This is a genomic window from Actinoallomurus sp. NPDC052274 (assembly GCF_040679475.1).
GTDB lineage: Bacteria > Actinomycetota > Actinomycetes > Streptosporangiales > Streptosporangiaceae > Actinoallomurus > Actinoallomurus liliacearum.
In genome coordinates this window covers 1-26,237 of sequence record NZ_JBFAUT010000090.1, presented here as the reverse complement: position 1 = coordinate 26,237, position 26,237 = coordinate 1, and the positions used below count along the sequence as shown (strand labels likewise).

The 26,237-nt window shown below is 70.8% G+C and carries 27 protein-coding genes, 2 tRNA genes and 1 pseudogene; 15 read left to right on the top strand and 15 right to left on the bottom strand.

Annotation, left to right across the window (positions count from 1 at the left end; all coding sequences use genetic code 11):
• On the bottom strand, nucleotides 1-1,269 hold a 1,269-nt coding region (gene tig / locus AB0K82_RS41640), incomplete at its 3' end, for a trigger factor (RefSeq protein ID WP_364408383.1).
• 299 nt (nucleotides 1,270-1,568) lie between these two features.
• Between tig and AB0K82_RS41635 the strand changes: the two genes are divergently transcribed.
• Nucleotides 1,569-1,940 (top strand): hypothetical protein, encoded by a 372-nt coding sequence (locus AB0K82_RS41635; protein ID WP_364408380.1) that lies wholly within the window; start codon nucleotides 1,569-1,571, stop codon nucleotides 1,938-1,940.
• Between the two features lie 203 nt (nucleotides 1,941-2,143).
• Nucleotides 2,144-2,554, top strand: a complete 411-nt coding sequence (locus tag AB0K82_RS41630) for a pyridoxamine 5'-phosphate oxidase family protein (protein ID WP_364408377.1) — start codon at nucleotides 2,144-2,146, stop codon at nucleotides 2,552-2,554.
• A gap of 39 nt (nucleotides 2,555-2,593) precedes the next feature.
• On the opposite strand, the gene AB0K82_RS41625 is transcribed toward AB0K82_RS41630, so the two are convergent.
• Nucleotides 2,594-2,824 carry a hypothetical protein gene (locus AB0K82_RS41625; protein WP_252786627.1) on the bottom strand — a complete coding sequence of 77 codons (231 nt, stop codon included), beginning with the start codon at nucleotides 2,822-2,824 and terminating at the stop codon, nucleotides 2,594-2,596.
• A 147-nt stretch (nucleotides 2,825-2,971) separates the two neighbouring features.
• Here AB0K82_RS41625 and AB0K82_RS41620 point away from each other — a divergent pair, with 147 nt between their 5' ends.
• Together AB0K82_RS41620 and AB0K82_RS41615 are read left to right on the top strand one after the other, a co-directional pair.
• Complete coding sequence (locus tag AB0K82_RS41620) at nucleotides 2,972-3,424, top strand: YbhB/YbcL family Raf kinase inhibitor-like protein (RefSeq protein WP_364408374.1); 453 nt, start codon at nucleotides 2,972-2,974, stop codon at nucleotides 3,422-3,424.
• Nucleotides 3,425-3,491: 67 nt separating this feature from the next.
• Nucleotides 3,492-3,860: a DUF3140 domain-containing protein gene (locus AB0K82_RS41615; RefSeq protein ID WP_364408371.1), complete on the top strand. Its 369-nt coding sequence runs from the start codon at nucleotides 3,492-3,494 to the stop codon at nucleotides 3,858-3,860.
• Nucleotides 3,861-3,939: 79 nt separating this feature from the next.
• Here the strand turns inward: AB0K82_RS41615 and AB0K82_RS41610 are convergent.
• Nucleotides 3,940-4,013 (bottom strand) — tRNA-Pro (locus tag AB0K82_RS41610).
• A gap of 846 nt (nucleotides 4,014-4,859) precedes the next feature.
• Between AB0K82_RS41610 and AB0K82_RS41605 the strand changes: the two genes are divergently transcribed.
• On the top strand, nucleotides 4,860-5,483 hold the full coding sequence (locus tag AB0K82_RS41605; RefSeq protein ID WP_364408368.1) for a hypothetical protein: 624 nt from the start codon (nucleotides 4,860-4,862) through the stop codon (nucleotides 5,481-5,483).
• 114 nt (nucleotides 5,484-5,597) lie between these two features.
• Nucleotides 5,598-5,671 (top strand) — tRNA-Gly (locus AB0K82_RS41600).
• 842 nt (nucleotides 5,672-6,513) lie between these two features.
• On the opposite strand, the gene AB0K82_RS41595 is transcribed toward AB0K82_RS41600, so the two are convergent.
• Both AB0K82_RS41595 and AB0K82_RS41590 read right to left on the bottom strand, forming a co-directional pair.
• The gene (locus AB0K82_RS41595; protein WP_364408365.1) at nucleotides 6,514-6,786 is read right to left on the bottom strand and encodes a hypothetical protein; all 273 of its coding nucleotides are present in this window, start codon (nucleotides 6,784-6,786) and stop codon (nucleotides 6,514-6,516) included.
• The gene (locus AB0K82_RS41590; RefSeq protein WP_364408363.1) at nucleotides 6,764-7,291 is read right to left on the bottom strand and encodes a hypothetical protein; all 528 of its coding nucleotides are present in this window, start codon (nucleotides 7,289-7,291) and stop codon (nucleotides 6,764-6,766) included. Before AB0K82_RS41590 ends, AB0K82_RS41595 begins: the two co-directional genes overlap by 23 nt.
• A gap of 601 nt (nucleotides 7,292-7,892) precedes the next feature.
• Between AB0K82_RS41590 and AB0K82_RS41585 the strand changes: the two genes are divergently transcribed.
• The gene (locus AB0K82_RS41585; protein ID WP_364408360.1) at nucleotides 7,893-8,243 is read left to right on the top strand and encodes a hypothetical protein; all 351 of its coding nucleotides are present in this window, start codon (nucleotides 7,893-7,895) and stop codon (nucleotides 8,241-8,243) included.
• Between the two features lie 112 nt (nucleotides 8,244-8,355).
• Here AB0K82_RS41585 and AB0K82_RS41580 read toward each other — a convergent pair.
• A pseudogene (locus AB0K82_RS41580) lies at nucleotides 8,356-8,511 on the bottom strand (VOC family protein); the annotation flags it as partial.
• A 50-nt stretch (nucleotides 8,512-8,561) separates the two neighbouring features.
• Between AB0K82_RS41580 and AB0K82_RS41575 the strand changes: the two are divergent.
• Nucleotides 8,562-8,912 carry a hypothetical protein gene (locus tag AB0K82_RS41575; RefSeq protein WP_364408388.1) on the top strand — a complete coding sequence of 117 codons (351 nt, stop codon included), beginning with the start codon at nucleotides 8,562-8,564 and terminating at the stop codon, nucleotides 8,910-8,912.
• Nucleotides 8,913-9,018: 106 nt separating this feature from the next.
• Here AB0K82_RS41575 and AB0K82_RS41570 read toward each other — a convergent pair whose 3' ends face one another.
• Nucleotides 9,019-9,267, bottom strand: a complete 249-nt coding sequence (locus tag AB0K82_RS41570; RefSeq protein WP_364408357.1) for a hypothetical protein — start codon at nucleotides 9,265-9,267, stop codon at nucleotides 9,019-9,021.
• Between the two features lie 616 nt (nucleotides 9,268-9,883).
• Here AB0K82_RS41570 and AB0K82_RS41565 point away from each other — a divergent pair.
• Nucleotides 9,884-10,906 carry an NADP-dependent oxidoreductase gene (locus AB0K82_RS41565; protein WP_364408354.1) on the top strand — a complete coding sequence of 341 codons (1,023 nt, stop codon included), beginning with the start codon at nucleotides 9,884-9,886 and terminating at the stop codon, nucleotides 10,904-10,906.
• 13 nt (nucleotides 10,907-10,919) lie between these two features.
• Complete coding sequence (locus tag AB0K82_RS41560; protein WP_364408352.1) at nucleotides 10,920-11,312, top strand: MerR family transcriptional regulator; 393 nt, start codon at nucleotides 10,920-10,922, stop codon at nucleotides 11,310-11,312.
• A 124-nt stretch (nucleotides 11,313-11,436) separates the two neighbouring features.
• Here AB0K82_RS41560 and AB0K82_RS41555 read toward each other — a convergent pair whose 3' ends face one another.
• Both AB0K82_RS41555 and AB0K82_RS41550 read right to left on the bottom strand, forming a co-directional pair.
• Nucleotides 11,437-11,916 carry a GNAT family N-acetyltransferase gene (locus AB0K82_RS41555; protein WP_364408349.1) on the bottom strand — a complete coding sequence of 160 codons (480 nt, stop codon included), beginning with the start codon at nucleotides 11,914-11,916 and terminating at the stop codon, nucleotides 11,437-11,439.
• Nucleotides 11,917-12,035: 119 nt separating this feature from the next.
• Nucleotides 12,036-13,154 carry a PP2C family protein-serine/threonine phosphatase gene (locus AB0K82_RS41550; protein WP_345362924.1) on the bottom strand — a complete coding sequence of 373 codons (1,119 nt, stop codon included), beginning with the start codon at nucleotides 13,152-13,154 and terminating at the stop codon, nucleotides 12,036-12,038.
• Between the two features lie 206 nt (nucleotides 13,155-13,360).
• Here AB0K82_RS41550 and AB0K82_RS41545 point away from each other — a divergent pair, with 206 nt between their 5' ends.
• On the top strand, nucleotides 13,361-13,534 hold the full coding sequence (locus AB0K82_RS41545) for a hypothetical protein (protein WP_364408345.1): 174 nt from the start codon (nucleotides 13,361-13,363) through the stop codon (nucleotides 13,532-13,534).
• Nucleotides 13,535-13,576: 42 nt separating this feature from the next.
• Here the strand turns inward: AB0K82_RS41545 and AB0K82_RS41540 are convergent, their stop codons facing one another.
• The 3 genes from AB0K82_RS41540 to AB0K82_RS41530 all read right to left on the bottom strand — a co-directional run bounded on the left by AB0K82_RS41540 (nucleotide 13,577) and on the right by AB0K82_RS41530 (nucleotide 16,564).
• Entirely contained in the window at nucleotides 13,577-14,047 is a 471-nt protein-coding gene (locus AB0K82_RS41540; protein WP_364408343.1) for a ribose-5-phosphate isomerase, read from the bottom strand.
• A 79-nt stretch (nucleotides 14,048-14,126) separates the two neighbouring features.
• Nucleotides 14,127-15,113, bottom strand: a complete 987-nt coding sequence (locus AB0K82_RS41535) for a hypothetical protein (RefSeq protein WP_364408341.1) — start codon at nucleotides 15,111-15,113, stop codon at nucleotides 14,127-14,129.
• 41 nt (nucleotides 15,114-15,154) lie between these two features.
• Nucleotides 15,155-16,564, bottom strand: coding sequence for an aldehyde dehydrogenase family protein (locus tag AB0K82_RS41530; protein ID WP_364408339.1), 1,410 nt, complete (start codon nucleotides 16,562-16,564; stop codon nucleotides 15,155-15,157).
• A 209-nt stretch (nucleotides 16,565-16,773) separates the two neighbouring features.
• On the opposite strand from AB0K82_RS41530, the gene AB0K82_RS41525 reads away from it, so the two are divergent.
• Both AB0K82_RS41525 and AB0K82_RS41520 read left to right on the top strand, forming a co-directional pair.
• Nucleotides 16,774-17,877, top strand: coding sequence for a HoxN/HupN/NixA family nickel/cobalt transporter (locus AB0K82_RS41525; protein ID WP_364408337.1), 1,104 nt, complete (start codon nucleotides 16,774-16,776; stop codon nucleotides 17,875-17,877).
• Between the two features lie 25 nt (nucleotides 17,878-17,902).
• A complete protein-coding gene (locus AB0K82_RS41520; protein ID WP_364408385.1) occupies nucleotides 17,903-18,706 on the top strand; it encodes a heavy metal-binding domain-containing protein in 804 nt (267 codons plus the stop codon).
• Between the two features lie 88 nt (nucleotides 18,707-18,794).
• Here AB0K82_RS41520 and AB0K82_RS41515 read toward each other — a convergent pair whose 3' ends face one another.
• A complete protein-coding gene (locus AB0K82_RS41515; protein ID WP_364408334.1) occupies nucleotides 18,795-19,409 on the bottom strand; it encodes a DsbA family protein in 615 nt (204 codons plus the stop codon).
• Nucleotides 19,410-19,706: 297 nt separating this feature from the next.
• Here AB0K82_RS41515 and pepN point away from each other — a divergent pair, with 297 nt between their 5' ends.
• Entirely contained in the window at nucleotides 19,707-22,238 is a 2,532-nt protein-coding gene (gene pepN, locus AB0K82_RS41510) for an aminopeptidase N (RefSeq protein WP_364408331.1), read from the top strand.
• A 155-nt stretch (nucleotides 22,239-22,393) separates the two neighbouring features.
• On the opposite strand, the gene AB0K82_RS41505 is transcribed toward pepN, so the two are convergent.
• Nucleotides 22,394-22,975 carry an ATP/GTP-binding protein gene (locus tag AB0K82_RS41505; protein ID WP_364408328.1) on the bottom strand — a complete coding sequence of 194 codons (582 nt, stop codon included), beginning with the start codon at nucleotides 22,973-22,975 and terminating at the stop codon, nucleotides 22,394-22,396.
• Between the two features lie 482 nt (nucleotides 22,976-23,457).
• On the opposite strand from AB0K82_RS41505, the gene AB0K82_RS41500 reads away from it, so the two are divergent.
• The gene (locus tag AB0K82_RS41500) at nucleotides 23,458-24,477 is read left to right on the top strand and encodes a hypothetical protein (protein ID WP_364408325.1); all 1,020 of its coding nucleotides are present in this window, start codon (nucleotides 23,458-23,460) and stop codon (nucleotides 24,475-24,477) included.
• Here AB0K82_RS41500 and malQ read toward each other — a convergent pair.
• Nucleotides 24,474-26,237, bottom strand: a 1,764-nt coding sequence (malQ, locus tag AB0K82_RS41495; protein WP_364408322.1) for a 4-alpha-glucanotransferase, incomplete at its 5' end; no start/stop codon positions are given. The genes AB0K82_RS41500 and malQ overlap by 4 nt on opposite strands.

The following is a 26,237-nucleotide window of genomic DNA, read 5'->3' as shown; positions in this document are numbered from 1 at the left end:
GGCCTTGACGTGCTCGACGACGAGGTTGAGGGCCTTGCTGCGCAGGACCTCGGACACCACGGCCGGGATCTGGTTGTTCTCGGTCAGGTGCCGCGCCAGGACGTCGGGCTGCACACCCATCTGCAGGGCGTTGGAGACGACGTACTCGGTCAGCTCCTCGTTCTCGACGGTCAGCTCCTCCTGGAGGGCGAGCTGGTCGAGGATGAAGCCGCCCTTGACCGCCTCGCGGGCGTCCTTCTGCAGCTCCTCGTCGTACTCCTCGGCGGTCTGCTCCTGCTGCTCGAGGTACTTCTCCCGGTCCAGGCCGTACATCTGGAGCTGCTGGTCGAGCTGCTCGTTGCGGCGCTGGACCTCGCTCTCGATCACGCTCTCCGGGAGCGGGATGTCGATCTTCTCCATGAGCGCCTCGAGGGCCTTGTCACGGGCCTGGCCGAGCTGCTGGGCGCGCTTCTGCTGCTCCAGCCGCTTGCGGACGTCCTCGCGCAGCTCCTCGATCGTGTCGAACTCGCTGGCGAGCTGGGCGAACTCGTCGTCTAGCTCGGGCAGCTCCTTGATCTTCACGCTCTGCACGGTGACCGTGATCTCGGCCTCCTCGCCGGCGTGCTCGCCGCCGACCAGAGTGGAGGTGAAGGTCTTGGACTCCTCGGCGGTCATGCCGGCGAGCTGCTCGTCGAGCCCGTCGATCGAGGAGTTGCTGCCCACCTCGTAGGAGTAGCCGGTGGTACGGGCGTCCTCGACGTCCTCGCCGTCGATCTTCGCGGCGAGGTCGATGGAGACGAAGTCACCCTCCTGCGCCGGCCGGTCCGCGTTGGTCAGCGTCGCGAAGCGCTCGCGGAGGTTGGAGATCGTCTGCTCGATCTCCTCGTCGGTCACGTCGACGGAGTCAACGGTGATCTCCAGGCCGTCGTAGTCCGGCACCTCGAACTTCGGCCGGATGTCGACCTCGGCGGTGAACGCGAACTGCTCGTTGTCCTGCAGCTCGGTGATCTCCACGTCGGGCTGGCCGAGGGCGAAGACCTCGCTCTCCTGGACGGCGCGACCGTACAGGTCGGGCAGCGCGTCGTTGACCGCCTCCTGCAGGACCGCGCCCCGTCCGACGTACTGGTCGATCAGGCGGGCCGGCACCTTGCCCGGGCGGAAGCCCTTGATGCGGACCTGCTGCGAGATCTCCTTGTACGCCTTGTCGAGGTTGGGCTTCAGCTCGTCGAAAGGCACCTCGACGGTGAGCTTGACCCGGGTCGGGCTCAGCTCCTCAACATCGGTCTTCACTGGGGCGGTCTCCTTGATCCGGCCGCGGCACGGATTTCACGTTGGATGTCGTGGGCGGCGGCGTTGTCAGCCGGTCGCGGGCACGCCGAATGCGGGCACCGCGCGCCTTCGCGCGCCAAGTCTATGGTGTTCGGCCATGTCCACGGACAGTCGGGGCGGCAATGTGTGCCCAAGTATTGCGAAAGGGCGCTCATGCCGGAGGACCCCCCGACCGCCGTCGGGTTCCTCAGCACGAGGATCTCCACAGCGCGCACCAGGAAGCACCCACGAATCAGTAAATGTCATGCCATGATGCTGCGATGCTCCAGACCCGCGTCCTCAGCATGTGCCTGCTCGGCGCGCTGGCCCTGTCCGCGACAGGCTGCGGCGGAGTGGACAAGAAGGCGTGCGGCCGCCTGGAGAACACCCTGAACGGCATCCGCCGGCAGGCCATGACGCAGGTCGACGACCCCGCCCAGGTCGCGCGGACGTACGCCTCCGGCGCCGCGACGCTCCGAAGCCAGGCCGGGAAGACGGACGGGAACCTGCGCAAGTCCGCCGAGAAGGCGGCCGGCGCGCTGGACCAGCTGGGCCGGCAGGTGCAGGCGGCCGCGGACGGAACCGGGTCGAGCGTCGACTCGTCCGCGCTGATCGCCGCCACCAACGACCTCAAGCACACCTGCGGCTCCTGAACCCCCGGATCACACCGTCCGAGGCGGGCCGGATCCCGGGTACGGCGCGCCGTACCGTGCGTCGGCACCGCGTTCGGACGGCGTGGCGGGCGGGACAAGGGACCTTCGTCCCCGGATTGGGGGATCTTCGTCTCACCGCGGCCACACCCGTTCTCATTAGCGTGGTACCCATGTGCACCCGGACCCTGGGTGAGGAGTGTCCTGTGTACGACTCCGGTGGCCTGGAGATCCTGTCGGAGGAGGAGTGCCGTCGGCTGATCACCGCGGTCCCGCTCGGCCGGATCGTCTTCACGGACCGTGCGCTCCCGGCGATCCAACCGGTCAACTTCCTCATGTCCAACGGCGAAGTGATCATCCGAACGTCGTCCGGGTCGAAGCTCGCCGCGGCGGCCCGTAACGCCGTGGTGGCGTTCGAGGTCGACGAGTTCGACCCGGCGATTCAGGCCGGCTGGTCCGTGGTGATCGTCGGGCACGCCCGCCTCGTGTCGGAGAACGGCGAACTCTCCGAACTCCGCGGGCTGCCGCTGCGTACGTGGGCGCCGACCGCCCAGGACCACTTCATCGCCATCAGCCCGGAGCTGATCTCCGGTCGCCGGCTGCCCAGGGCGGCCTGACCGCCGTCGTCCTCAGGCCGTACCTCTTTCCCGCAGGGATCAGGCGCGTACCTTCTCGACGCCGACCGCACGCGCGCACGCCGCGCAGCAGAAGATCCGGTCGCCGGCCTCCGCGCCGTGCCCGAGGACCCGGCAGCCACAGTGCTCGCACACCGGGGCGATCGCGTGCGCGGCGCATTCCACGCTGTCGAACACACGAGACGCGCCGTCCGCCGTGATGACGGTGAACGCCTTGTCGTACTCATTGCCGCAGACATCACAGTGAGCCATGAGATAACCCCCGAGTTTCGTCTTACCGCCACATCCCTAGCGGTTCCCCGTCGGTCGGCGGTCGAAGCGACTGCGGAGAGGGTTCGCGCATGGTGAGGGCCCGCCCCGCGCGGTCGGCCACGGTCCGGAGCGGGCAGGACCCTCACCATGCGACAGATCACACTGGGAAGCCCCGCGTTCGAGGACCACGCGGAGATTCCGAAGGAGTACTCACACGAGGTCGGCGACGTCTCGCCGCCGCTGCGGTGGTCGGAGGTGCCGGAGGAGGCGGTCGAACTGGTCCTCACGTGCGAGGACCCGGACGCCCCGGTCGGCACGTTCGTCCACTGGCTGCTCGCGGGGATTCCGCCGGAGACCGAGGGCATCGCGGCGGGCGACCCGCCGACCGGCGCCGTGCCGGGGCGCAACGACTACGGCCGTTCCGGCTACGGCGGCCCGCACCCGCCTCCCGGCGATCGGCCGCACCGGTACGTGTTCCGGTTGCTGGCCCTGTCCGAGCGTTCGGGCCTGGCGCCCGGGTTCTCGGCCGGGGACCTGGACGAGACGGTGGCGGACAGGGTCCTCGCGACCGGCACCCTGGTCGGCCGCTACGGCAGGTGAGCCGCATGTTTCCCGTCCGGCGGGTAGGGCGGAGCGAGAAGAGGACGTCTACGACGGAGGAGGAGACGTGGCAGACCGTACCGCCCCCGAGGTCGGGACGCTGTGGGAGGAGTTCCACCGGCTCGTCAACATGACCTCGGAGGAACTGCGAACGTGGTTGCTGACCATCACCTCGGGCGAGGATGCCTTCCCCGACGATCCCGACAAACTGTGGTTCGGCCTCGGGACCGAGGTGGTGAAGCTCCTCGGGAAGCGCAAGGTGGACCTGACCGGCGACGATCTGGAGACCATGCGTCGCACGGTCGACGAGATCACCCGGCGGCTGGAGTCGCGACCGGAACGCGGCGCGGCGAACGACGCGTGGCGCCGGTCGCTGATGACCCTCGGACACGACCCGCTCAGGCCGGATCGGCACGGAAGCGGCGACCTGCCGTGAGCCCGCGCCGGCCGCGGTGACCCGATGACACGAGGAACCCCCGGGCGTGCGGCCCGGGGGTTACTCGTGATGCGGAATGTCGGGCTGGGGAGATTCGAACTCCCGACCCCTGCGACCCAAACGCAGTGCGCTACCAAGCTGCGCTACAGCCCGTGAGTCACCGAGTGTACCGAAAAGCCGCCCTTCCCGGCTGCCACACTGTTCTCACGTACGGTGACAGGGTCGCTGGTAGCGGGTAGGGCTCGGCGCACCGGCCGGCGGCCCCCCGTATGCCAGGCTCAGCCGCACGGATAATAACGGGCCAAAGGGAATATAGCGCTAAATCGGAAATGTGTCGGCGCGTCACGAGCCCCCTCGCACACGCACCCGACGAGGGCGCTTCGCCTGGATTGTCACCAGGCGATATTCACGGTCAGTAATCGCGTCGGCGCTAAAAGTGATCTTATTAATGGTGCGATCAATTAATGCGTCCACGGTGGTCGCAAAGCGCCTCTGATCAGCTACTCTATTGCACACGTCACACGATCGGGAGCTCGGGAGCCCCGCGTCCGTCGCGGGTTCCGGCGTCTCGATCGTCACTGCCGGTAATACTGAAGATCGCCTTGAGAGGCGTTACGAGATCGTTTTTAAGCGGCCGCTCAGCAGCGGGTTCGCCCGCGACCACGGCGACCGAGGAGTGCCGCCGACACCCTAGGGTGTCGCACAACAGAAAAGGCATCAGGGCCGCCCCCATCTCCGACCGGGGACTGTTGGCGCAGCCGGCGGTAGACGCGGGCGGCCCCCTCCTCCATCGAACCTGCCGGTTTCGGGAACAGACAAGGCTCGCGGGAGTCCATGAAATGGCTATTTCACGCGTTTTGCCGCCATTGCACTGGCCACACGGCGGTCACGGGTTGCCATCGCGTCCTACCGTACGCCACCGGCGGTCCGCCGGTCGGAGGTTTGACGCTTCCGACCGCGGCGAACCGCCCACGGCCACCGGCGGCCGCCATGGATGACATGGGGACACGGTCGGCGACCGTCACGAGCGGGACATCGGGCGCGGCCGCCGTCATGGCCGGGACGCCTCCGGCCTCGACCGTCACCGACGACAGGACACCACCGGCGGCGGCCATGGCCGAGCGGACGTCGTCCGCGCGCAAGGGGGGCACGTCCTCGCCCGCGCGGCACCGCCACGCCCGTCCCCGCCCCCGGCGGAACCGCGGCATGCTGTACGTCGCCGGTGGGCTGTTCGGGGCGAGCGGGACCGGCTGGTGGCTCTCGGAGGCCCGCCACGACGGCCTGCACATCACCGGCCTGCACCTGCCGCCGTCGGTCGTGCTCTGGGGCCTGGTCGGGCTGGCCGGCTGGGGGACGATCCTCCTCCTCGGCGAACTGACGCTGTTCGTCCTCGCGATCGTCAACGTCACGGATCGTGAGGTACACGACCGCTGCCGCAACCTGATGATCTTGTGGGGATATGTCCTGACGCTCGGCACGCCCCGCCTCTTCCGCAGACTGCCCGCGCAGTTCGCCCAGCTGTTCACCGAGGAGGGGACGACCACCCGGCCCGCACGGCCCGCCCGCGACCGGCCGGCCGGCCGCCGCCCGCGCCGTACCCGGCCACCGCAGGACCGAGGATAGGGACCGAGGGTGCCTACGATCACCGCCCATGCGTGTACAACCGGGGCCCGGGAACCGGTACGCTACGCGAGGGACGTTGTGGGATCGGCGGTCATCCGCTCTTCTCAGGCGCACGCGGGCGTAGCTCAATGGTAGAGCCCCAGTCTTCCAAACTGGCTACGCGGGTTCGATTCCCGTCGCCCGCTCCAATGACAAAGGCCCAGGTCATCCGGTATCTCGGAGCCTGGGCCTTTGATCTTCACCTGGCCTTCTTGCGCTTCCGTGCCCGTTGCGTGCCCGATCGGTTCCGCGTGCCCTTCCGAGCGGCGGCCCTCCCTTCGGACCCACGAAGACCCGCCCGTCCTCGCCCGGCTTCGTGAACTTGTCGACATGCACTCGCGGGTCCGTGATGATCTCGGCCGGAACCGCGACCACTGCGGGTAACGCCGTCAGAGTCTAAGCCCGAGTAGATGCCCGAAAAGGGTAAAGAGTTCCAAAGCGGTGGGGACCAAGACGACGGCGGAGGCGGTCAGCCATGGGCGTCGGCGGCTTGATGTACGTGGTGACAGACGTCGGATCGAACGGCTGGCCTTCGGATGCCGGCCGGAGGGTGACGCCGAGGCCGGCGGAGCGGTGAACGACCGTGGCAAGACGGCTTCGGACGGATAGCCCTCCGCGACGGCTTCCACCAGCTCCTGGCGACATGACCCGCAGCTGCGGAGGTGTTCGATCACCTCTGCGGCCTCCCCATTGCTCAAGTCATATGACAGCAGCCCGGGAAGGTCCATAACGAAATGCTTGCCGTCTGACGATCCGGTGTGATCAAGCGATTCCACGGAAGGCCCGCATCTGCTGGTGTCTGCGCTGAGGAGCTTGATTATATTCAGCAAAGCTAACCCGGCCGCGCCTCAGACCAGCCCCCGCTCACCAGGTCACGGAGTCCTGGAGAAGATGCCTCCGGCGGGAGCGCTCAGGCTGGGGGGATGAACCCAGGCCGAAGTGGCGCAACGGTGGTCAGTGGTCGAGGCCGGCCACGCGGGTTCGATTCCCGTCACCCGCTCCAAGCGAAAAGGCCCAGGTAAACCGGCAATCCGGGACCTGGGCCTTCGATCTTTGAGCGGTCCTCTTGGGCGTTCGTGCCAAGTTCGCGCCAGATCAGGCCGCCGGGCGGGTTCCCCGACAGCCCGTCCGTGCTCTCCGGCGCCGGCAGGGTGAGCGTCCTCTCGATCACCAGGTTGAGGCCGTCGGCGATCCTCTTGTCACGCTCGCTCGTGGCGTGCTGGTAGGGGAGCGTGTGGTCCTTAGCCTCCGCGAGGGAAGGCATAGCTCGCGGGGATCTTGAGCGGAGGCGCTCCATAGACCAGCGTTATCTCGCTGTCCGGAAGGAGCTCGATCATCGCTGGGTCGCTGGTCCTCTCGACGCCGTTGACGTAGGCGGTGAGCGGGTGCTGCGCGTCGGCCGTGAACCCGCCGAGGTGCGCTGGTTCGAGGCGCACGCCCCACTCCATGAAGAGCTGCCCGAGGGTGAAGCGTTTGCCGGGGTCCGAAGACGCAACGACCAGGACGCCTTTGTCACGTGTGCGCACCTCGGAGACGAACTTTCCGTCCACCCCAAGACCGGCGGTGACCGGAACGGGTCTGGCGTTCGCGAAGATGTCGAGATGGCTCTCGAAGCGCCGAGCGGTGCCCTCCACCGAGCCGATCGCGAGCCCGGCGGCGGCGGCGCCTCCCTGCACGTTGAGCGGCTTGGTCCACGGCGGGAGCTGTGTCCCGAATGAGTAGTGCACCGTCGGTAGCGGTGCTTCGCGGGCCTGGGGCGGCGTTGCCACGTTGGGTCTTTCCGTCGTGCATCCGCCCGATAGCACGAGCGCGAGGCCCGCGACGGCGGCCGGTCCTGTCCAGGACCGCCGGCCCGTGCGGCGGCAGACCGGCTCTCGTCCGCTGACCATAGCGCCGCCTTCGCTCTTCGTCATCATCTGGCGACGCGTTCGACGCCACCTTCACTGGACGATTTCACCGGAGGAGATTGATCATCGCCACCGTTCGGCCGAGGTCGGCCACCCGCATGATCAAGGGTCGGCTGGAACAGGGGGCACCGGGCCATCCGTAGGCCGTCGGAGGGCGACCATGGCTGAATACACGCGCCGAAGGGCTGGGTGGCGAAGGTCGGGCGGCTCGCCGACGGCTTCGGCCACGTCACCCGCCGATTTCCACGGGATCGAACCCGCCGGCAACGAGGCTCAGCCGCGCGTATCGCCGGGCGGATGCTCTGCGAAGCGCGCGACCCGCCTCAAGCGCCTCCGGCGGGGGCCTCAGGGGCGGGAATGGGTACGCGCGGCCGCAAGGGCGGAGGCGTCAGTGGGTGCCGCAGCCGGTTGCGCCTCCGAGCGCGCCCGGAGAAGAGGCGATCAGGTCAGTAGTCTCGACTGGATGAACAAGGCAGTCTTCGACGAGGTGGCGGTGCTGTGGGCGGAACATCTGGGCACACCGTGGCCAGATGATCTGTCCTGGGTCGATGACCGTGGTGGTGACCTGGCCGAGATCGATGGCGCAATGGCCGGATGCATCTCGGGCTACGTGAAAGGCCGTGGCGTGTTGGCCGAGGCGCGGTCTCTCATCCTCCACGACTGCGCACGCGATCTTCGGAGCATTCTCCCCCGCTTGCACGGCGAGGGCGCCGCATACGTGCGCCGCTTGATCCGGATGGCCGAGTTGATCGATCACGCAGGCGATCAACCGTACGGGCATGACCACCAACCCCGCTCCAGAGATGCTCTGTGAAGGAGGCACGCCAACGCGTGCCCGTCGTATGCCGACGGCTGGGGAGACACGGCAGGCCCGGCGTCCCCAGGTTCGCGCAGGTCAGAGGCGATAAGACACAGGGACGTCCGGCTCAGCTCAGGCGGGCTCGCAGGAGGCAGAACTCGTTGCCTTCGGGATCGGCCAGGACGTGCCAGGTCTCCTCGCCGGTCTGGCCGATGTCGGCCGGTCGGGCGCCGAGCTTAAGGAGGCGTTCGAGTTCGGCGTCCTGATCGCGGTCGGTGGCATTGTGCTCGCGCTCGGCGCCACCCGCGCGGAGGACGTCTATGCGGGAGACCGGTGGCGCGTGCTGCGCGACCCCGAGACCTGAAGCGGCGCGACTGCTGCGGCACCGAGCCGGCGACATGGCGGGACCCGGCTTTCGCCGGGCACGGCGACTGGTCGATGCTCGGCGCCGACGGCTGCGGCGCCGCAGCGGTGCACGTCGACGCGACGCCCGTGCGCTTCGACATGCCGATTCCGGGTGAGCTTCTGACACGGCTCGAATGGCGTAACCGCCGAGGGCGGACGCGCACGTTGAAGTACGTGGTGGACGGCCGTCTCGAACGCTCGATCAGCCTCCAGGGGTTCTACCGTCTGGTTCCTGAGTCCGCTGCCGAGGTTGCGGAGCTCTTCGGCAAGGCCTCGTAGGCGGCTGCGCGGCCCGAACGCGGAGCGAGGCGGGAGGGACTGAGTCCCTCCCGCCTCGATGTTCATCGTGAGGGCGCCGTCAGAGCGCCCTCACAGCCGGGCAGGATCAGAGGTTCTGGCCGCTGTTCCCGCAGTTCTTCGATGCGACGTCCAGCGCCTGCCGGTGGGCAGGCTTGAGCGAGAACTGCTCCGCTCCCCACTTGTGCTTGGCGCCCTCCTGGTAGGCGTCCAGCCACTTCTTCTTGTTGCCCTTCTTCGCCTCGGCGTTCGCCTTGGCGAACCAGGCGAGGGCCTGGTCCCGGTGGAACTCGGCACTGACGGATCCGCCGAACCTCTTGAGCCCGATGTTGAACATGGTTGCGCCTTTCCTCGGTTTGTTCGTGACGGCTTTTGCTCGTCACGAATCGGACCGTTCGGCGGTGGTGACATTCGCAACAGGGAATCGGGAATCTTTTTCCGAGGTCTCATCACCGGGCGTCCACGCGCCCGTCGCGGAGCGAAACGACGTGCATGTCAGAGCGGATCGACGCCTCAAAAATGATCATGTAATACAGGAAGCTCGGACAGCGACAGGTCGATCCCATATACGTTTCGGCCTGTCCTTATCGACGAAGCGACCTGTCCGTTATGTGACCGCCGCGCGGCTCACCAAGAGGCGGGGCCGCGCGGAGAGGCTCACAGGAAGCGCTGCAGCATGACGACGTAGTCGTCGAAGCCGCTCAGGCACTCCGAAAAGGCGGTGGCCGGTTCACCGCGAGCGAAGTGCTCGGATAACACGGGAAGCCCGGAGTCAGGCAGTTCGCCCGAATTTCTACTTGCATTCACTCAGCGTTCGGCATTCCCCTGCGGCCAGGAGACGGGGCCGGGGCGCACGCGTGGACGCGGGCAAGGGGGCTTGCCTCTGACGCATGGGTCAGGGGTTAGCGTCTCGGCGCCCTGTCATCCGCTCGAATCCGTCAGAGGAGCGTTCGATGTCCGACCTGCCGTCCGTTTCCCGTGAAGTGCGTCTCGTGGCCGTCCCCTCCGGGTTGCCGCGGCCCAAGGACCTCGCCGTCGTGGAGACGCCACTGCCGGCCCCCGGCCCCGGCGAGGTCGTGCTGCGGAACCGGTTCTTCACCGTGTTCGCGTCCCTGCGCACGCTGCTCGGAGGCGGTGTGGAGGGAGCGCCGTTCCCCCCGGTCCGCCCCGGGGACGCTCTGTTCGGCCCGGCGATCGGTGAGGTGGTCACCGCGCCGGACTCCGGCGAACTGCGCGTCGGTGACCTGGTCTCCCACTGGTGGGGCTGGCGCGAGTACGCGGTCGTGCCCGTGGCCGACTGCTCGCCCCTCGGCGGTACGCTGCCCGATCCGGTCATGCACCTGTCGCAGGGCCGGACCGTGTACGGGGCGCTGACGCGCGGTGCGAGGCTGGCACCGGGTGACACCGTCTTCGTCTCCGGCGGCGCCGGGGCCGTCGGCTCCCTGGCCGGGCCGATCGCCCGGCTGCTGGGCGCCGAACGGGTGATCGGCAGCACCGGATCGCCGGACAAGGCGAAGCGGATGGTCGCCGAACTGGGCTACGACGCGGTGGTCGTGCGCGGGAAGGGTCCCCTCGCCGCGCAACTGGCCGCCGCGGCGCCCGACGGCATCGACGTCCTCTTCGACAACGTCGGCGGCGAGGACCTGCGGGCCGCCGTGGCGACGGCGCGGGCGGGAGCGCGGTTCGTCCTGGTCGGCGCGCTGTCGGGGCAACTGGCCGCGGACGGCACCGGCGCCACGGCACCGGTGGAGCTCGACTCCTACCAGCTCGTACTCAAGCAGATCACGATGCTCGGGTACAGCGCCGGAGGCGATCCGGACGTCCAGGCCGAGTGGATCGACCGGTTCGCCGGTTGGGCACGGTCCGGTGCCGTCGGCTTCCCGTACGTCCGCGTCGACGGCATCGATGAGGCGCCCAGGGCGTTGCACGAGTTGATGATCGGACGGCACCTCGGCACCGTCGTGGTGGCCTTGTGACCCCAGAGGACGAATGCGGATCGGCGACGCGGCGGCAGCGGCCGGGACGACACCCCGCGCCTTGCGCTTCTACGAGCAGAACGGCCTGCTGCCGCCGCCTCGGCGGACGGCCACGGGGCAGCGCGAGTACACCGAGCGGGAGGTCGCGCGGGTTCGCGTCATCCGTGGCCTGCTGGCACTGGGGTTGACCGTCGCGGACCTGCGCGAATGCCGGGACCGGCTGGACCTGCTGGACGACGACGCGCTTCCGCCGTACGGAGGGCCGGGAGCGTGCGCGCGGCCCAGCGGCGTCGCGGATCGGCGGCTCACCGCCCTCGACGACGAGATCGCCCGCCTGACGCGGCTCCGGGATCGCCTCGCGGCCCGGATCGACACGCGCACCCCGCCGGTGCGGACCGGGCCGTGACCGGTCGGCGGTCCCCCGCGACGGAAGGCGATCCGGACCGGCGGCCCGTACGGCGCGAACAGCCCCACAGGACGCGGACAGCACGACGGCGCCATGCGGCGTGGGCGGTGCCGTGCGCGCCGGGTCAGTCGCTCTCGCCGACGCGGAGTGTGCCGTGCACCGATCCGGTGTCACGGTCCTCCCACAGCATGGTGCCGAGGGAACGCAGCATGGAGACGGCGGCCGTGTTCGAGACGTGCGTCTCGGCGATGATCGCGCTGACCCCGTGCGCGCGGGCCTCGTCGATCAGCAGGCAGAACGCCTCCGTGCTGTAGCCCTTCCCGCGGGCCGAGCGGGCGAGCCAGACGTGCGCCTGGACCGCGCGCGGCGCCTCGGCGCGCGTGAAGCGCGCGCCGCCGACGAGCCGGCCGTCCACGAGCACCGCGTAGGCCGCCCCGCCCGCCGGCTGCTGGAACTCGGCGAAGGCGGCGCGGCGCGCGTCGGTCCACCCGGGCGCTCCGGGTTCACCGGGCATGACCTCGTGCGGGTCGGCGTCGGCGACCGCGAGCTCGAGCAACCTCGGCGACAGGTTGTCGTCGACCGGTTGCAGTGTGACAGTGCTCATATCCGCAGACTGCCAGGTCGGCGCGACGGTGGCGTGGAGGCACGGCCCGGGAGACGTCACTTCCGCCGACGCCCCGTCCGGTAAGGCGCACTTCCGCCGGCGCCGGGACCGTACTGCCGTCACTTCCGCCAGATGAGGACCAGCGCGCAGTCGTCGTCGCGGGCGGCGGCCATCTCGGTGACGAGCTCGGTCGCACCCTCGCGGAACCCGCTGGGGACCAGGCGCTCGACCGCCCCGAGCAGCCGGTCGATGCCGGCGTCGAGATCACGGCCGGGCGCCTCCACCAGGCCGTCGGTGTACAGGAGCAGCGCGTCGCCCGGGCGGAGCCGGCCGCGCTCCGGCTCGGCGCTCATCTCGGGGACGACACCGAGCACGATGCCCTTGGCCGAGCTGACCCGCCAGGTGCCACTGCCCGCGTCGAACTGCACGGCGGGCGGGTGGCCCGCCGACTCGACGACGTACTCGCCGGTCCGCAGGTCGATGGTGAGGTGCACCGCGGTGACGAACCCCTCGTCCCACCGCTGCCGGTGCAGGTAGGCGTTGCAGGCGGACAGGAAGCGGTCGGGCTCGATGGATCCGAGCAGCCCGCCGAACGCGCCGGAGAGCATCAACGCGCGCGTGCCGGCGTCGACGCCCTTACCGGACACGTCGACCAGGGCGACCTCGAGCGTGTCGTCGCGGCAGACCGAGACGAAGAAGTCGCCGCCGAAGGACGAGCCGCCGGCCTGGAGCAGGACGACCTTGGAGTCCCAGCCGCTCGGCAGTGCGGGCATCTCGCCGTGGCGGCGCAGCCGGTCGCGCAGCTCCAGCAGCATGAGCTCGCCGCGCAGGCCCTTGACCCCGATCTGCTCCCTGCTGCGGGCGAGCGTCGTCGCGAGGACCGCCGTGACGAGGATGGTCCCGACGACGCCGGGGCCGACCCGGGAGAATCCCATGGCGATCGCGTCGTACAGCAGTGCCGCGGCGACCACGCCGAGAAGCACCCCGAGGCTTCGGACGCGCAGGAGAAGGCCGCCGGCGAGCACGGTCAGGACGACGGCGCTGGGCGAGAACCAGGTCTGCGAGGCCGGCGCGGAGATCCCGATCACGACGGTGACGGTGACGAGCGCGGCCAGCGCGTTGCGATCCTGCGTGAGCTGGCCGCGCTGGAGCCACTGGTACAGCCGCACGAGGACCGGGATCCGGCGCAGGAACGCGCGGACCCTCGGCGGCAGGAGCTGGACCAGGCGGCTAAGCATGATGCGGGCACTGTATCGAGCATCGCATGATCCGTGCTGAGGCACGGTGGACTGGATTTGCCTCTCGGCCGTCCGAAACGCCGGTGGATCAGGCGACCGGCGCGCCGCCTCGGCCGCCGGAGAACGGGTGTGCCGCCGCATGCGTGTTTTCCGGCGGCCCATCGAGGGGAGACCTAACGGATCATCGGATCTTTCGGAGGTGGCTGATGGGACAGGCCATGCGTGTCACGGTCGGCGCGGCGATGCGGGCCCGCGACGTCTCACGCGACCGTTCGGAGGACGAGGCGCCGAAACCCTCAGCCGCTCCCCCGCAGCCCGCCAAGCCCCGCCGGGGAGAGAAGCGGCGCCTGGCGAAGCGCCGCGCCGCCACGCAACTCTGATCCGCGGCCGTCCCGGGTGGCGCCCCGGGCCCGCCGCCGGAGTCAGACCGGCAGGCGGGGAAGCTCGCCCGTCTCCTCGTAGGCCGTCAGCATGGCGATGCGCCGTACGTGGCGCTGCTCGCCGGAGAACGGCGTGTCAAGGAAGATCTCAACGAACCGGGTGGCCTCGTCCAGGGTGTGCATGCGCGCACCGACGCTGATGATGTTCGCGTCGTTGTGCTCGCGGCCGAGGCGTGCGGTCTCCTCGCTCCAGGCCAGTGCGGCGCGTACGCCGGGGACCTTGTTGGCGGCGATCGCCTCGCCGTTGCCGGAGCCGCCGATGACGACACCGAGCGATCCGGGCTCCGCGGCGGTACGGGCGGCCGCGTCCATGACGAACGGCGGATAGTCGTCCTGGGAGTCGTACTCCTTGGGGCCGCAGTCGACCGGCTCGTGCCCCTGCTCGGTGAGCCATCCGATCAAGTGCTGCTTGAGTTCGTAGCCCGCGTGGTCGGAACCGAGATAGACGCGCATGCGGCAAAGTCTGTCAGGTCGCCGCCTTCCGCCGTACGTCCGGGGGCTCGACGCGGGGCCGTACGGAGGACCCGAGACGTCAGGACGGGTCGGAATCGGCCTCGCGCCGCCACGGCTCCGGGTCGAGGGTGCGGTCCTCCGACCTGCCCGGCACGGGTCGCTCGGGCGGTTCGACACCCCTTCCCTGCTCCGTTGACGCGGACGGGTCCGCCGGTCGGCCCGGGGTCGCGGACGGGTCCGTGGAAGGGCCGGGCTCCGGCGACGCGGGCGGGTCGGCCGTCGTCCACCAGGGGTCCTGTCCCGGAGGTCGCCCCGGGGCGTACGGGGGCGGAGGAGGGGTCTGGGCCGGGGCGGCGCCCGGCGGGAACGGGCGCACCGTGGGGAGCGGGGTGGCCGGGACCTCGCCGAACCCCGGGTAGGGCGCGGGCGGCGGGAACGCGCCCCGGCCCGGCTGCGGCGGGGCGTACGGAGCGGACGGGCCCCCGGGCGGCGCGGGCGCCGGGGCCGTGCGCCGGCCCAGATTCACGCCGATGAGGACGCCCAGGCCGGTGAGCCAGCCGAGGAAGAGCCCGTAACCGAGGCCGGCGGTCAGGTTCGACCAGGTGAACTGCCAGGCCACGGTGCCGGGCAGCGGCTCGGAGGCGTTGAACAGCACGCCGCGGATCAGGCCGGCCAGTGCGCCGGCGACGATCGTCGCCCACCAGCCGCAGACGATCGCCCCGAACGCGCCGCCCCGGATCTCCTCGCCGGCGCCCGCCGGGACGGAGGCCCGCCCCGGCCCGCCGACGCGCGGGGCGAAGGAGCGGACCGCCGGAACGATCAGCAGCGCGGTGACCACCACGAGGACGAGCGTGCCCAGGTCGGCCGGCAGGAGGGTGGAGGCCCGGAGCGGGCTGACGCGCCAGCTCGGGAACGTCAGGAACCGCACGACGGGCCCGATCTTCTCGTTCGTGAAGCCGTCGTTCCGGAGGATGGCGTCGACGACCCACTGGTTGCCCACGAGGACGGCGACCACGAGGATCGCGCCGACGCCGCCGATGACCGCCCCGATCACCCGAGATCGCATGGCGGGACACTAACCCGCCGGGGAATCCGCCGGAAGACCCTTCAGAATTGCAGCGACTTGACCTCCAGGAACTCCTCCAGCCCGTAGCGGCCGAGCTCGCGCCCGAGGCCGGATCGCTTGTAACCGCCGAACGGCGCCGAGGGGTTGAAACGGCCTCCGTTGATCTCGATCTGGCCCGCCTTGATCCGGCGCGCGACCGCGACGGCGTGGTCGCGGTCCGCCGACCAGACCGCCGCCGCGAGGCCGTACGGGGTGTCGTTGGCGATGCGGACGGCGTCGTCCTCGGAGTCGTAGGCGAGGATCGACAGGACGGGCCCGAAGATCTCCTCGCGGGCGATCGTCATCGACGGCGTGACGTCCGCGAAGACGGTGGGGGGCACGTGGTAGCCGGGGCGGAGCGAGGTCTCCGCGCCGCCGGTCACCAGGCGCGCGCCCTCTTCCACGCCCTTCTCGATGTAGCCGCGGACGCGGTCGAGCTGGGCACGGGAGGCGAGCGGGCCGAGCCGGGTGCCCTCGTCGAACGGGTCGCCGGGTGTGTGACGCTCCGCCGCCTTGGCCGCGAGCGCCACCGCCTCGTCGTACAGGGCGCGGGGCACCAGCATGCGGGTGAGGGCGTTGCACGTCTGCCCGGAGTTGACGAACGCCTTGGCCACGCCCACTTTGACGGCCAGGGGAAGGTCCGCGTCCGGCAGGATGAGGTTCGGCGACTTGCCGCCCAGCTCGAGCGCGACGCGCTTGACGGACGCGGCGGCCAGTTCGGCGACGCGCCGCCCGGCCCGTGTGGAGCCGGTGAAGGACACCATGTCGACGTCCTCGTGGGCCGCGATGGCCTCGCCGACGACCGGGCCGGTGCCCGCGACGAGGTTGAAGACGCCGGACGGCAGACCGGCCTCGTCGATGATGTCGGCGAGCGCGTACGCGGCGAGCGGCGCGACCTCGCTGGGCTTCAGGACGACCGTGCAGCCGGCCGCGAGGGCGGGGCCGACCTTGGCGACCACCTGGTGCAGCGGGTAGTTCCACGGCGTCATCGCGCCCACGACGCCGACCGGCTCGCGGACGATCACCGAGTTGCCGCAGCGCTCCCCCGCGAAGTCGTACGCCTCCACGAGGTCCACGATGTCGGCCAGCACCGCGATCGGCGTGCCGACGTGCACCTTCCGCGCCAGCGCGTACGGCGCGCCCAGGTCGGTCGCGATGATCCTCGCGAGGTCGTCCTGGCGGGCCTCCAGACCGGCCAGGATCGCCCGGAGGTACGCGGCGCGGTCCTCCGGCGGCGTCGTCTCCCAGTCCGCCTGAGCCCGGCGCGCCTGGGCCACCGCCCGGTCGACGTCCGCCGTCGTGCCCGCCGGTATCCGGTCGATGACCTGCTCATTCGCGGGGTTGATGACGTCGATCGTCGCCGTGGCCGTCGAGTCCGCCCACGCCCCGCCCACATAGATCACATCGCGCATGTCCTTCATCCTTCCCCCGGTGGCCGAGCGCCGACCAACCGTCCAGGTGAGGGATATGGGTCCCCGCCCGGAGCCCGTCCAGGGCCCGGCCGGCGGGTCGCGGCGGGCCGGCCGGCATACGAACAGCTGTTGCAAGTGTTTTGCAATAGGGATTGAATGGCACAAAGGGGGCGGCTGCCGCGCGCTCACGATCGGCACGAGGAGGATGGATGACGACGGTGCGGTCCACGACACGTACCCGGCTGGGGCGGGCGGAGTGGGGACGCCTCGCCGGGATGGCCGGCTTCGTGGCCCTGTTGCACGTCGTCGGCTGGGGGATCCTGCTGCTCCTCGTGGTGCCCGGGCACTACCACCTCGGCAACGGCAAGCTGTTCGGCGTCGGGATCGCGCTGACGGCGTACACCCTCGGCATGCGGCACGCGTTCGACGCGGACCACCTCGCCGCGATCGACAACACCACCCGCAAGCTGATGTCCGACGGCCAGCGCCCCGTCTCGGTCGGGTTCTGGTTCTCGCTCGGGCACTCCTCGGTGGTGTTCACCGCCTGCGTGCTGCTCGGTTTCGGCATCAAGGCGCTGTCCAACGGCATCTCCGACGAGAGCTCCGGACTGCACCAGATCACCGGCACGATCGGCCCGACCGTGTCCGGCACCTTCCTCGCCATCATCGCGATCATCAACCTCGTGATCCTCATGGGCATCATCAAGGTGTTCCGCGAGATGCGCGCGGGCGCCTACGACGAGGCGGCACTGGAGGAGCAGCTCAACAACCGCGGCTTCATGAACCGCATCCTGGGCCGCTTCACCAGGGCGATCACCAAGCCGTGGCAGATGTACCCGCTCGGCTTCCTGTTCGGGCTGGGCTTCGACACCGCCACGGAGGTCGGCCTGCTGGCCCTCGCCGGCTCGGCCGCCGCCGCGAGCTCCCTCCCCTGGTACGCCGCGCTGTGCCTGCCGATCATCTTCGCGGCCGGCATGTCGCTGTGGGACAGCATCGACGGCACGTTCATGAACTTCGCGTACGGCTGGGCGTTCTCCAACCCGGTCCGCAAGATCTTCTACAACATCGTCCTGACCGGCATCTCGGTGGCGTTCGCCATCGTGATCGGCGGCACCGAGCTGCTGCAGGTCGCCCAGGACCGGTTCGGGCTGCACGGAGGCTTCTGGGACTGGATCGCCGACCTGGACCTCAACACGGCCGGATTCGTGATCACCGGCCTCCTCCTGGTCATCTGGGTAGGGGCGCTGGCGGTGTGGAAGTTCGGCCGGATCGAGCAGCGCTGGTCGGCCGCCCTCCAGGACTCCGACGCCTGAGCGGGTCTACGCTCGGCGCGTGAGTATGCCGGAGTCGCAACAGCCCCAGCCGCTTCCCGACAGCGCCAGGTCCCGCCTCGCCGCCGCGTCACAGGGCCGGCCGTGCTTCACCTCCGACCTGTCGGTGAACGAGTTCGTGCTCACCACGCAGGCCGGGTTCGAGCCGCTCGGCCTGGTGATGGGGACGTGCATCTACCACATCGGCACGCAGCCGGCCCGGTGGAAGGTGAGCCAGGAGCTCTCGGTCCTGACCCAGGCCATGTACAACGCGCGCGAGCTGGCCATGGCCCGCATGGAGTCGGAGGCGGACGCGCTCGGCGCCGACGGCGTGATCGGCGTCGAGATCCGGGCCCGGCAGTACGCGTTGTCCTCCGAAGTCATGGAGTTCGTGGCGGTGGGCACGGCCATCCGGGGCAACCCCGCGCTGCGCACGCCCGCGGGCCGGCCCTTCACGTCACACCTGTCCGGGCAGGACTTCTGGACGCTGATCCAGCACGGCTGGGCGCCGCGCGCGATGGTGCTGGGCACGTGCGTCTACCACGTCGCCCACCTGTCGTTCCGCCAGGTCCTCCAGAACGCCGGGCAGAACACCGAGCTCGACACCTACACGCAGGCGGTGTACGACGCCCGGGAGATCGCCATGGCCCGGTTGCAGTACGAGTGCCAGCAGGTGGGAGCGGACGGCGTCGTCGGCGTCTCGGTATCGGAGGACGACTGGATCTGGGGCGAGCACGCGGTGGAGTTCTTCTGCATGGGCACCGCCGTCAGCCGGTTCCAACCCGACGTGCGCCCGGTGAACCCCACGATGACCATGCCGCTCACCGGCTGAGCCCAGCGCTCGCCGACCCGGCCGGACGCCGCCCAGGGATCGTCCACCCGGCCCCGCCGGCCGGAGTGGACGACCATCGGGACGCCGCTCAGTCGAAGATCGGGTCGCGGGTGCGGCTGCGCTTGAGCTCGAAGAAGCCGTCGGTGCCCGCGACGAGGCGGACGCCGTCCCAGAGCCTGGCCGCGGCCTCGCCGCGCGGGATCGGCGACACGACGGGGCCGAAGAAGGACGCGCCCTCCACCGAGATCACGGGCGTGCCGACGTCGTAGCCGACCCGGTCCATGCCGTCGGTGTGCGAGGCGCGCAGCGCCTCGTCGTACTCGTCGGTGTCGGCGGCGGCCGCCAGGGCACGGTCGAGGCCGGCCGCCTCGAGGGCGTCCTCGATGACCTGGCGGACGTCCTTCCGCTGCTCGTTGTGGAAGCGGGTGCCGAGCTCGGTGTAGAGGGAGCCCAGCACCTCGGCGCCGTACTTCTTCTCCGCCGCGATGCACACGCGGACCGGCCCCCACGCCGTCTTCATGAACTCGACGTACTGCTCCGGCAGGTCCCGGCCCTCGTTGAGCACGGCCAGGCTCATGACGTGCCACCGGACGTCGATGGGCCGCAGCCGCTCGACCTCGAGAATCCACCGCGAGGTCATCCAGGCCCACGGGCACCTCGGGTCGAACCAGAAATCCACCGGCGTGCGCTCGGTGTCGGTCACCGCAACCTCCAGAATGCATCGGCGCGTCCTGCCGGACCGCCGTCGAATCGCCGACGATCTCACGCCGAGATCGCCGGCCCCGTCTGCCGGGCTCCGGCGTCGCAGCGACACCAAGGCCCGTAACCGGCAACCGACGCGTTCCGGTCGGCATTCCGCGAAGAGTTCGCCCAGATCCGGGGGCGTGATCGCCATGTCAAGGTTAGATGGGTGCTGGGGCGGCCCGCCGTTCGTGCGGCCACCCCTCGAGCCGTACCGTTGGAAACACCACGACGTCGTGAAACGAGGCGAGGAGTTCACTTGGCTGGCAATCTGACGCGCGATGAGGCGCGGGAGCGCGCCCGGCTGCTGACCGTCGAGTCGTACGAGGTCGATCTCGACCTCACGACGGGAGCGGAGACGTTCGTCTCGGACACCACCATCAGGTTCGGCTGTGCCGAGCCCGGCGCGTCCAGTTTCGTCGACCTCCACGACGCGACGGTCCGCGAGATCACCCTCAACGGCAAGGCGCTGGACCCCGGATCGTACGACCCGGAGAAGGGCCGCGTTCCGTTGCCCGGGCTGGCCGCCGAGAACGAGCTGCGGGTGGTCTCCGACAACGCCTACTCCCGCACCGGTGAGGGACTGCACCGCTTCGTCGACCCGGTCGACCAGGAGGCGTACCTCTACACGCAGTTCGAGACCTGCGACGCCCACCGCATGTACGCCTGCTTCGACCAGCCGGACCTGAAGGCGCGGTTCGAGCTGAGCGTGACCGCGCCCGAGCACTGGCAGGTCATCACCAACAACGCGCCCGACCGGGCCGAGGGCGGCCGCTGGCACTTCCCGGCGACGCCCGGGATCTCCACCTACATCACCGCCCTGGTGGCCGGCCCGTACCACGTGGAGCGCGACGAGTACGTCGCCGACGGCCAGCGCATCCCGCTGGGCGCCTACTGCCGGGCCAGCCTCGCCGAGCACTTCGACGCCGACGCGATCTTCGAGGTCACCAAGCAGGGCTTCGACTTCTTCCGCGACGTCTTCGCCCGGCCGTACCCCTTCGACAAGTACGACCAGCTGTTCGTGCCGGAGTTCAACGCGGGCGCGATGGAGAACGCCGGCTGCGTCACGTTCCTGGAGGACTACGTCTTCCGCTCGCGGGTCACCGACGCCGCCTACGAGCGCCGCGCCGAGACGATCCTGCACGAGATGGCGCACATGTGGTTCGGCGACCTGGTCACCATGCGCTGGTGGGACGACCTGTGGCTGAACGAGTCGTTCGCGACGTACATGAGCGTGCTCTGCCAGTCCGAGGCCACCCGGTGGAAGGGCGCCTGGACGACCTTCGCCAACCTCTGGAAGGCCTGGGCGTACCGGCAGGACCAGCTCCCGTCCACCCACCCGATCTCCGCCGACATCCCCGACATCCGGGCGGTCGAGGTCAACTTCGACGGCATCACGTACGCCAAGGGCGCCAGCGTCCTGAAGCAGCTCGTCGCCTACGTCGGGCGCGACAACTTCATCAGCGGGGTCCGCGCCTACTTCGACCGGCACGCGTGGGGCAACACCTCGCTGTCCGACCTGCTCGACGCCCTCGAGGAGACCTCGGGCCGCGACCTCACCTCCTGGTCCAAGGAGTGGCTGGAGACGGCCGGCGTCAACACGCTGCGCCCGTCGTACGAGATCGACGACGAGGGCCGCTTCACGTCGTTCGCGGTGCTGCAGGAGGCGCCGGAGAACCACCCGACGCTGCGCTCGCACCGCGTCGCGATCGGCCTGTACGACCGGACCGACAAGGGCATCGTGCGCCGCCGGCGGGTCGAGCTCGACGTCGTGGGCGCCCGCACGGAGGTCGCCGAGCTGGTCGGCGAGAGCCGCCCGGACCTGGTGCTGGTCAACGACGACGACCTGACCTACGCCAAGGTCCGCCTCGACGAGCACTCGCTGCGCACGCTCGTCTCCGGGATCGGCGAGATCACCGAGGGCCTGCCGCGCGCGCTGTGCTGGTCGGCGGCCTGGGACATGTGCCGGGACGCCGAGCTCGCCGCGCGCGACTACGTCCGGCTGGTGCTGTCCGGCATCCGCGGCGTCACCGACGTCTCGGTGGCCCAGACCCTGCTGCGGCAGGCCCGGCTGGCGACCTCGCAGTACGCCGACCCGGCGTGGCGGGACACCGGCTACCGCCTGCTGGCCGACGAGCTGCACACGCTGCTGACCGAGGCCGAGCCCGGCTCGGACTGGCAGCTCTCCTACACCCAGGCGTTCGTCTCGGTCGCCGCCTCCGACGAGCACATCGCGTACGTCCGCGGCCTCCTCGACGGCTCCACGACCCTGAACGGCCTGGTCGTCGACACGGACCTGCGCTGGTCGCTGCTGCGCCGTCTCGTCGTGCGCGGCGCGGCGGGCGAGGAGGAGGTCGAGGCGGAGCTGCGCCGCGACCCGACCGCCGCGGGCGAGCGGCACGCGGCCGCCGGCCGCGCCGCGGTCCCGACCGCCGAGGCCAAGGCCGCGGCGTGGGAGCGCATCATCGGCGGGGAGCTGCCCAACGCGCTGTTCCGCGCCACGCTCGGCGGTCTCGTCGACACCGACGACGTCTCGCTGCTGGAGCCGTACGTCGAGAAGTACTTCGCCGAGGTCGGCCGTACCTGGTCGTCCTGGTCCAGCGACATGGCCAGCACGTTCGCCGAGAGCGCCTACCCGTTCCTGGTGATCTCGCCGGCCACGATCGACCGCACCACGGCGTACATCGAGGCGGAGAACCCGCCGTCGGCCCTGCGCCGCCTCCTCGTCGAGGGACGCGACGGCGTCGCCCGCGCGCTGCGGGCGCGGGAGAAGGACCGCCAGAGCGCCTGAGGCACGAGGAAAGCCCCGGCCGATCCGGCCGGGGCTTTTCCTTGGTGCGTGGTGGGCCGCGCCTCCTCGGGCGGCCGTGGGTGGGCCGCGCCTCCTCGGGCGGCCGTGGGTGGGCCGCGCCTCCTCAGGCCGCGGTGGGGGGCGTTCCTCCTCGGTCAGCCGTGGAAGGCGGCCGACCGCTGGCGCTGCCGGGTGCCGAGGACATGCTCGACCAGGGTGATGAGCACCTGCTTGACCGACTCCCGCTCCCGAGCGTCACAGGTGATCACCGGGATGTGCGGTTCGAGGTCGAGCGCGTGACGGACCGCCTCGATGTCGGGCTCGGCCGCGCCCTCGAAACGGTTGAGCCCGACGATGAACGGCATGCCGCGGCGCTCGAAGAAGTCGATCGAGGAGAAGCAGTCGGCCAGCCGCCGGGTGTCGGCGAGGACGACCGCGCCGATCGCGCCCACGGCCAGTTCGTCCCACATGAACCAGAACCGCTTCTGGCCCGGCGTTCCGAACACGTACAGGACCAGTCCGTCGCCGAGCGTGATACGGCCGAAGTCCATCGCGACGGTCGTGGTGGTCTTCTGCTCCACGCCGGAGGTGTCGTCGACACCGACGCTCTGGGAGGTGAGCATCTCCTCGGTGCGCAGCGTCTGGATCTCACTGACGGTGTTGACCATGGTGGTCTTGCCCGCCCCGAATCCGCCGGCGACCAGCACCTTGACGGAGAGCTGGGTTCCCATCTGCATTTTCAGTACCCGCTTTCACTGGAACGGGCGCCGGGGTGGAGACGCGAGGAGACGGCGTCCGCTTCCGGGGCCATGGCTGCGGCGAACCAGGGCAGCCAGTCGGAAGTGCCGGTCGATACGGCCCGCTGCGGCGTCACTTGCAAATCTCCTCTTCCTGCCTTTTTGTGTGCCGGTACGTCGTCCGGCGTCCGCCGGCGCGTCGCCCGGCGTCTCATGCGCGCCACCCGGCTCGTCACCCTGACCGCCGTCGCGGCAGGCCGGGCCACTTGATCGCTGCGGTGGCACGGAAACCGGACGATCGCCGTGTCAGCCGACATGATCCCACCGTGAGCGAACCAAGATCCATCAAATGGAATACGGATTTGTAACTGGGTCCCCAACGTTGCCACGGCATGCCCGATTCACCGGGTTCGTCGCTCTGGCGCGTGAGATCGGCCGCTACGGGCGGCCGGCCAGGCCCCACGGCATGGCAAAGTTAACGGGTGGAGACGGCACGGGAAGTACTCAGGACACTCGCCAGGCGCTACGCCTTCGGGGATCTCGCCGCTCTGTGCGAGGCCGGGGCCGCGGGGCTGCGATCGGACACCGCCGCCGAGGTCCGGCTGCTGTGCTCGTTCGGGCAGCGGCTGATCGACCTGGACGCGGAGGACTTCGGCGTGCCGGAGGTCACCGGCGACCCGGTCGTCGACGCCCACAAGGTCCCCGACCACCTGCTCGCCCGCGCCCGGGCCAGCAGGATGCCGCAGTCCGCCAAGGAGCGCACGCGCGGCGCGCTGCGGACCCTGCGCCCGGCGTACGGCCTGCTGCTCGAGGTGATCGAGGCGCGGTGGCGGCGGCGGGAGATGGCGGCCCTGGTCGCCGCCCTGCACATCTCCGCCGAATACCTCCCGCTGCTGGCCTGGGAGCCGGTCCTCGGCCACGCCGGCGACCCGGCGCTGCTGCCCGCGGCGGTCGGCGGCACGGGCAGCAGGTTCGGCGTCATGCCGCAGCCGGGCCGGCCCCGCGAGTGCGACCTGACGCGCCCCGAGCAGTCCGCCGCCGAGCGCGCGCTGCGGGTGGCCGGTGAGCCCGGCCCCGGCTGGCGCGCGTATCTCGACCGCCAGCACAGCACGCTCGCCTCCGCCCTCGGCCGCTGCGCGGCGTCCTGCCGCACCCCCTGCGACGTGATCACGCGCCTGTCCCCCGACGTGCTGGAGTCCCTGACCGCACGCTGCCGGCTGGCCGGCGAGTTCTCCGACGGCGCGCTCGTGCGCCTGCGCCACGCGGCGCCGGTCGGGCACGGTTTCGGGGTGCCGAGCCCGGAGGAGGTCGAGGAGGCGTGGGGGCGCACCCGGCGGTCGGTCGGCAAGCAGCCGCTCGGCCGCGCGGTCGCCGAGCCCAGCACCGTCTACTGCCTGCCCGGTCTGCCCGAGTTGTTCTCGGCGGCGGCCGGGTGCCCGATCCTGCCCGACACCCTGCTGCACGACGTCGCCGCCCGCATCGTCGACGTCCTCGACCGCTAGTACCTCTCGCGCGGCCCCTCGTCCGTGGTCCCGGCCTTGGAGCGCGATCCGCCCTCTCCCTGGCAGACGGGAACGATCGTGGCCGGCAGCCGGGGATGACGGGGCAGGTCGTCGAGGAGCACCGGGGCGCCGGTCGCGTCCGCGAGGGGGATCCGCCAGTTCGGGTACTCATCCGTCGTGCCCGGCTGGTTCTGCGTGCGGCGCTCGCCGACCGCGTCCGCCAGTGACACGCCGATCAGCCGCGCCGGCGTACGCGCGAGGAACGCGTGCAGCGCCGCCGTCATGTCCGCGGTGTCCAGGCCGAGCGCGGTCAGCAGTTCCTTCCACTCGCCCAGGAACCGGGCGAGCTCGCCGTACTCCTCGGCCGCCGGACGGGTGAGCAGGCCGAGGCGTTCCCGCAGCGCGATGTGGTCGCCGTTCAGGTAGCCCTCGATGGGCGGCATGTCGTGGGTGCCCACGGTGGCCAGGCACAGTTCCCGCCACCGCTCCGGCGGCAGCGGCGCGCCCTTCTCGTCGCGTTCGAACCACGCCATCGACGTGCCGAAGACCCCGCGCTCGGCGAACACGTCCCTCATGTACTCCGCCACGGTGCCCAGGTCCTCGCCGATGACCACCGCGCCGGCCTCGTGCGCCTCGTACAGCAGCTCACCGAGCAGGTCGCCGTAGGGGTAGGAGACGTACGTCCCCTCGGCGGGCGAGGCGCCCCGCGGCACCCACCACAGCCGGAAGACCTGCATGGCGTGGTCGAGCCGGAGCCCGCCCGCGTGCCGCAGGACGTGCCGGAGCATCTCGCGGTACGGCGCGTAGCCCGCCGCCGCGAGCCGCTGCGGGTGCCAGGGCGGCTGGCCCCAGTCCTGGCCGCGCTGGTTGAACTCGTCCGGCGGCGCGCCCACGCTCATCCCCGACGCGAACAGGTCCTGGTACGCCCACGCGTCCGCCCCGCCGGGGTCCACCCCGACCGCCAGGTCGTGCACGATCCCGAGGTCCATGCCGGCCTCGCGCGCGGCGTCCTGGACGGCGCCGAGCTGCTCGTCGAGCCACCACTGCAGCCGACGGTGGAACTCCACGCGGTCGGCGCGCCGCTCGCGCTCGGCGGCGACCGCCGGGGAGCCGGGGTCGTGCAGCTCGGCCGGCCAGGACGGCCAGTGGGATCCGTGCTCCTCCGCCAGCGCGGACCAGGTCGCGAACGCGGTCAGCGCCTCGCCCTCGCGCGCCCGGAACGCGGCGTACGCCGCCGCGCGGTCCGGGGCGAGCGGCACCTCGGCCAGGAGCTCCAGTGCCGCCCGCTTGGCCGTCCAGGCCGCGTCGCGGTCGATCTCGTCGGCCGTCCGCGACCGGGCCCGCTGCGGCGCGGCGAGCTCCTCGATCCGGCGCCGTGTCTCCGGCCCGGCGGCGGCGTACTCCGGGACGTCCTCCGGCCGCAGGTACAGCGGGCTGGTGTAGCGGCGGCTCATCGGCAGGTACGGCGACGGGCGCACCGGCGGCGCCGGCTCGCCCGCGTGCAGCGGGTTCACCAGGACGAAGCCCGCGTCCAGCTCGCGGCCGCTCCAGACCGCCAGCTCCCGCAGGTCGGCGAGGTCCCCCATGCCCCACGAGCGACTCGACCGCACGGAGTACAGCTGGGCCATCAGGCCCCAGCCGCGCGCACCGGGGTCCGGCGCCCGCGACGGCGCGACGAGCAGCGGCGCGACCTCCTCCCGCCCGCCGCGCCGGGCCCGTACCCGATGCCGGCCGAGGGGCGTCCCGGGCGGCAGCCGGTA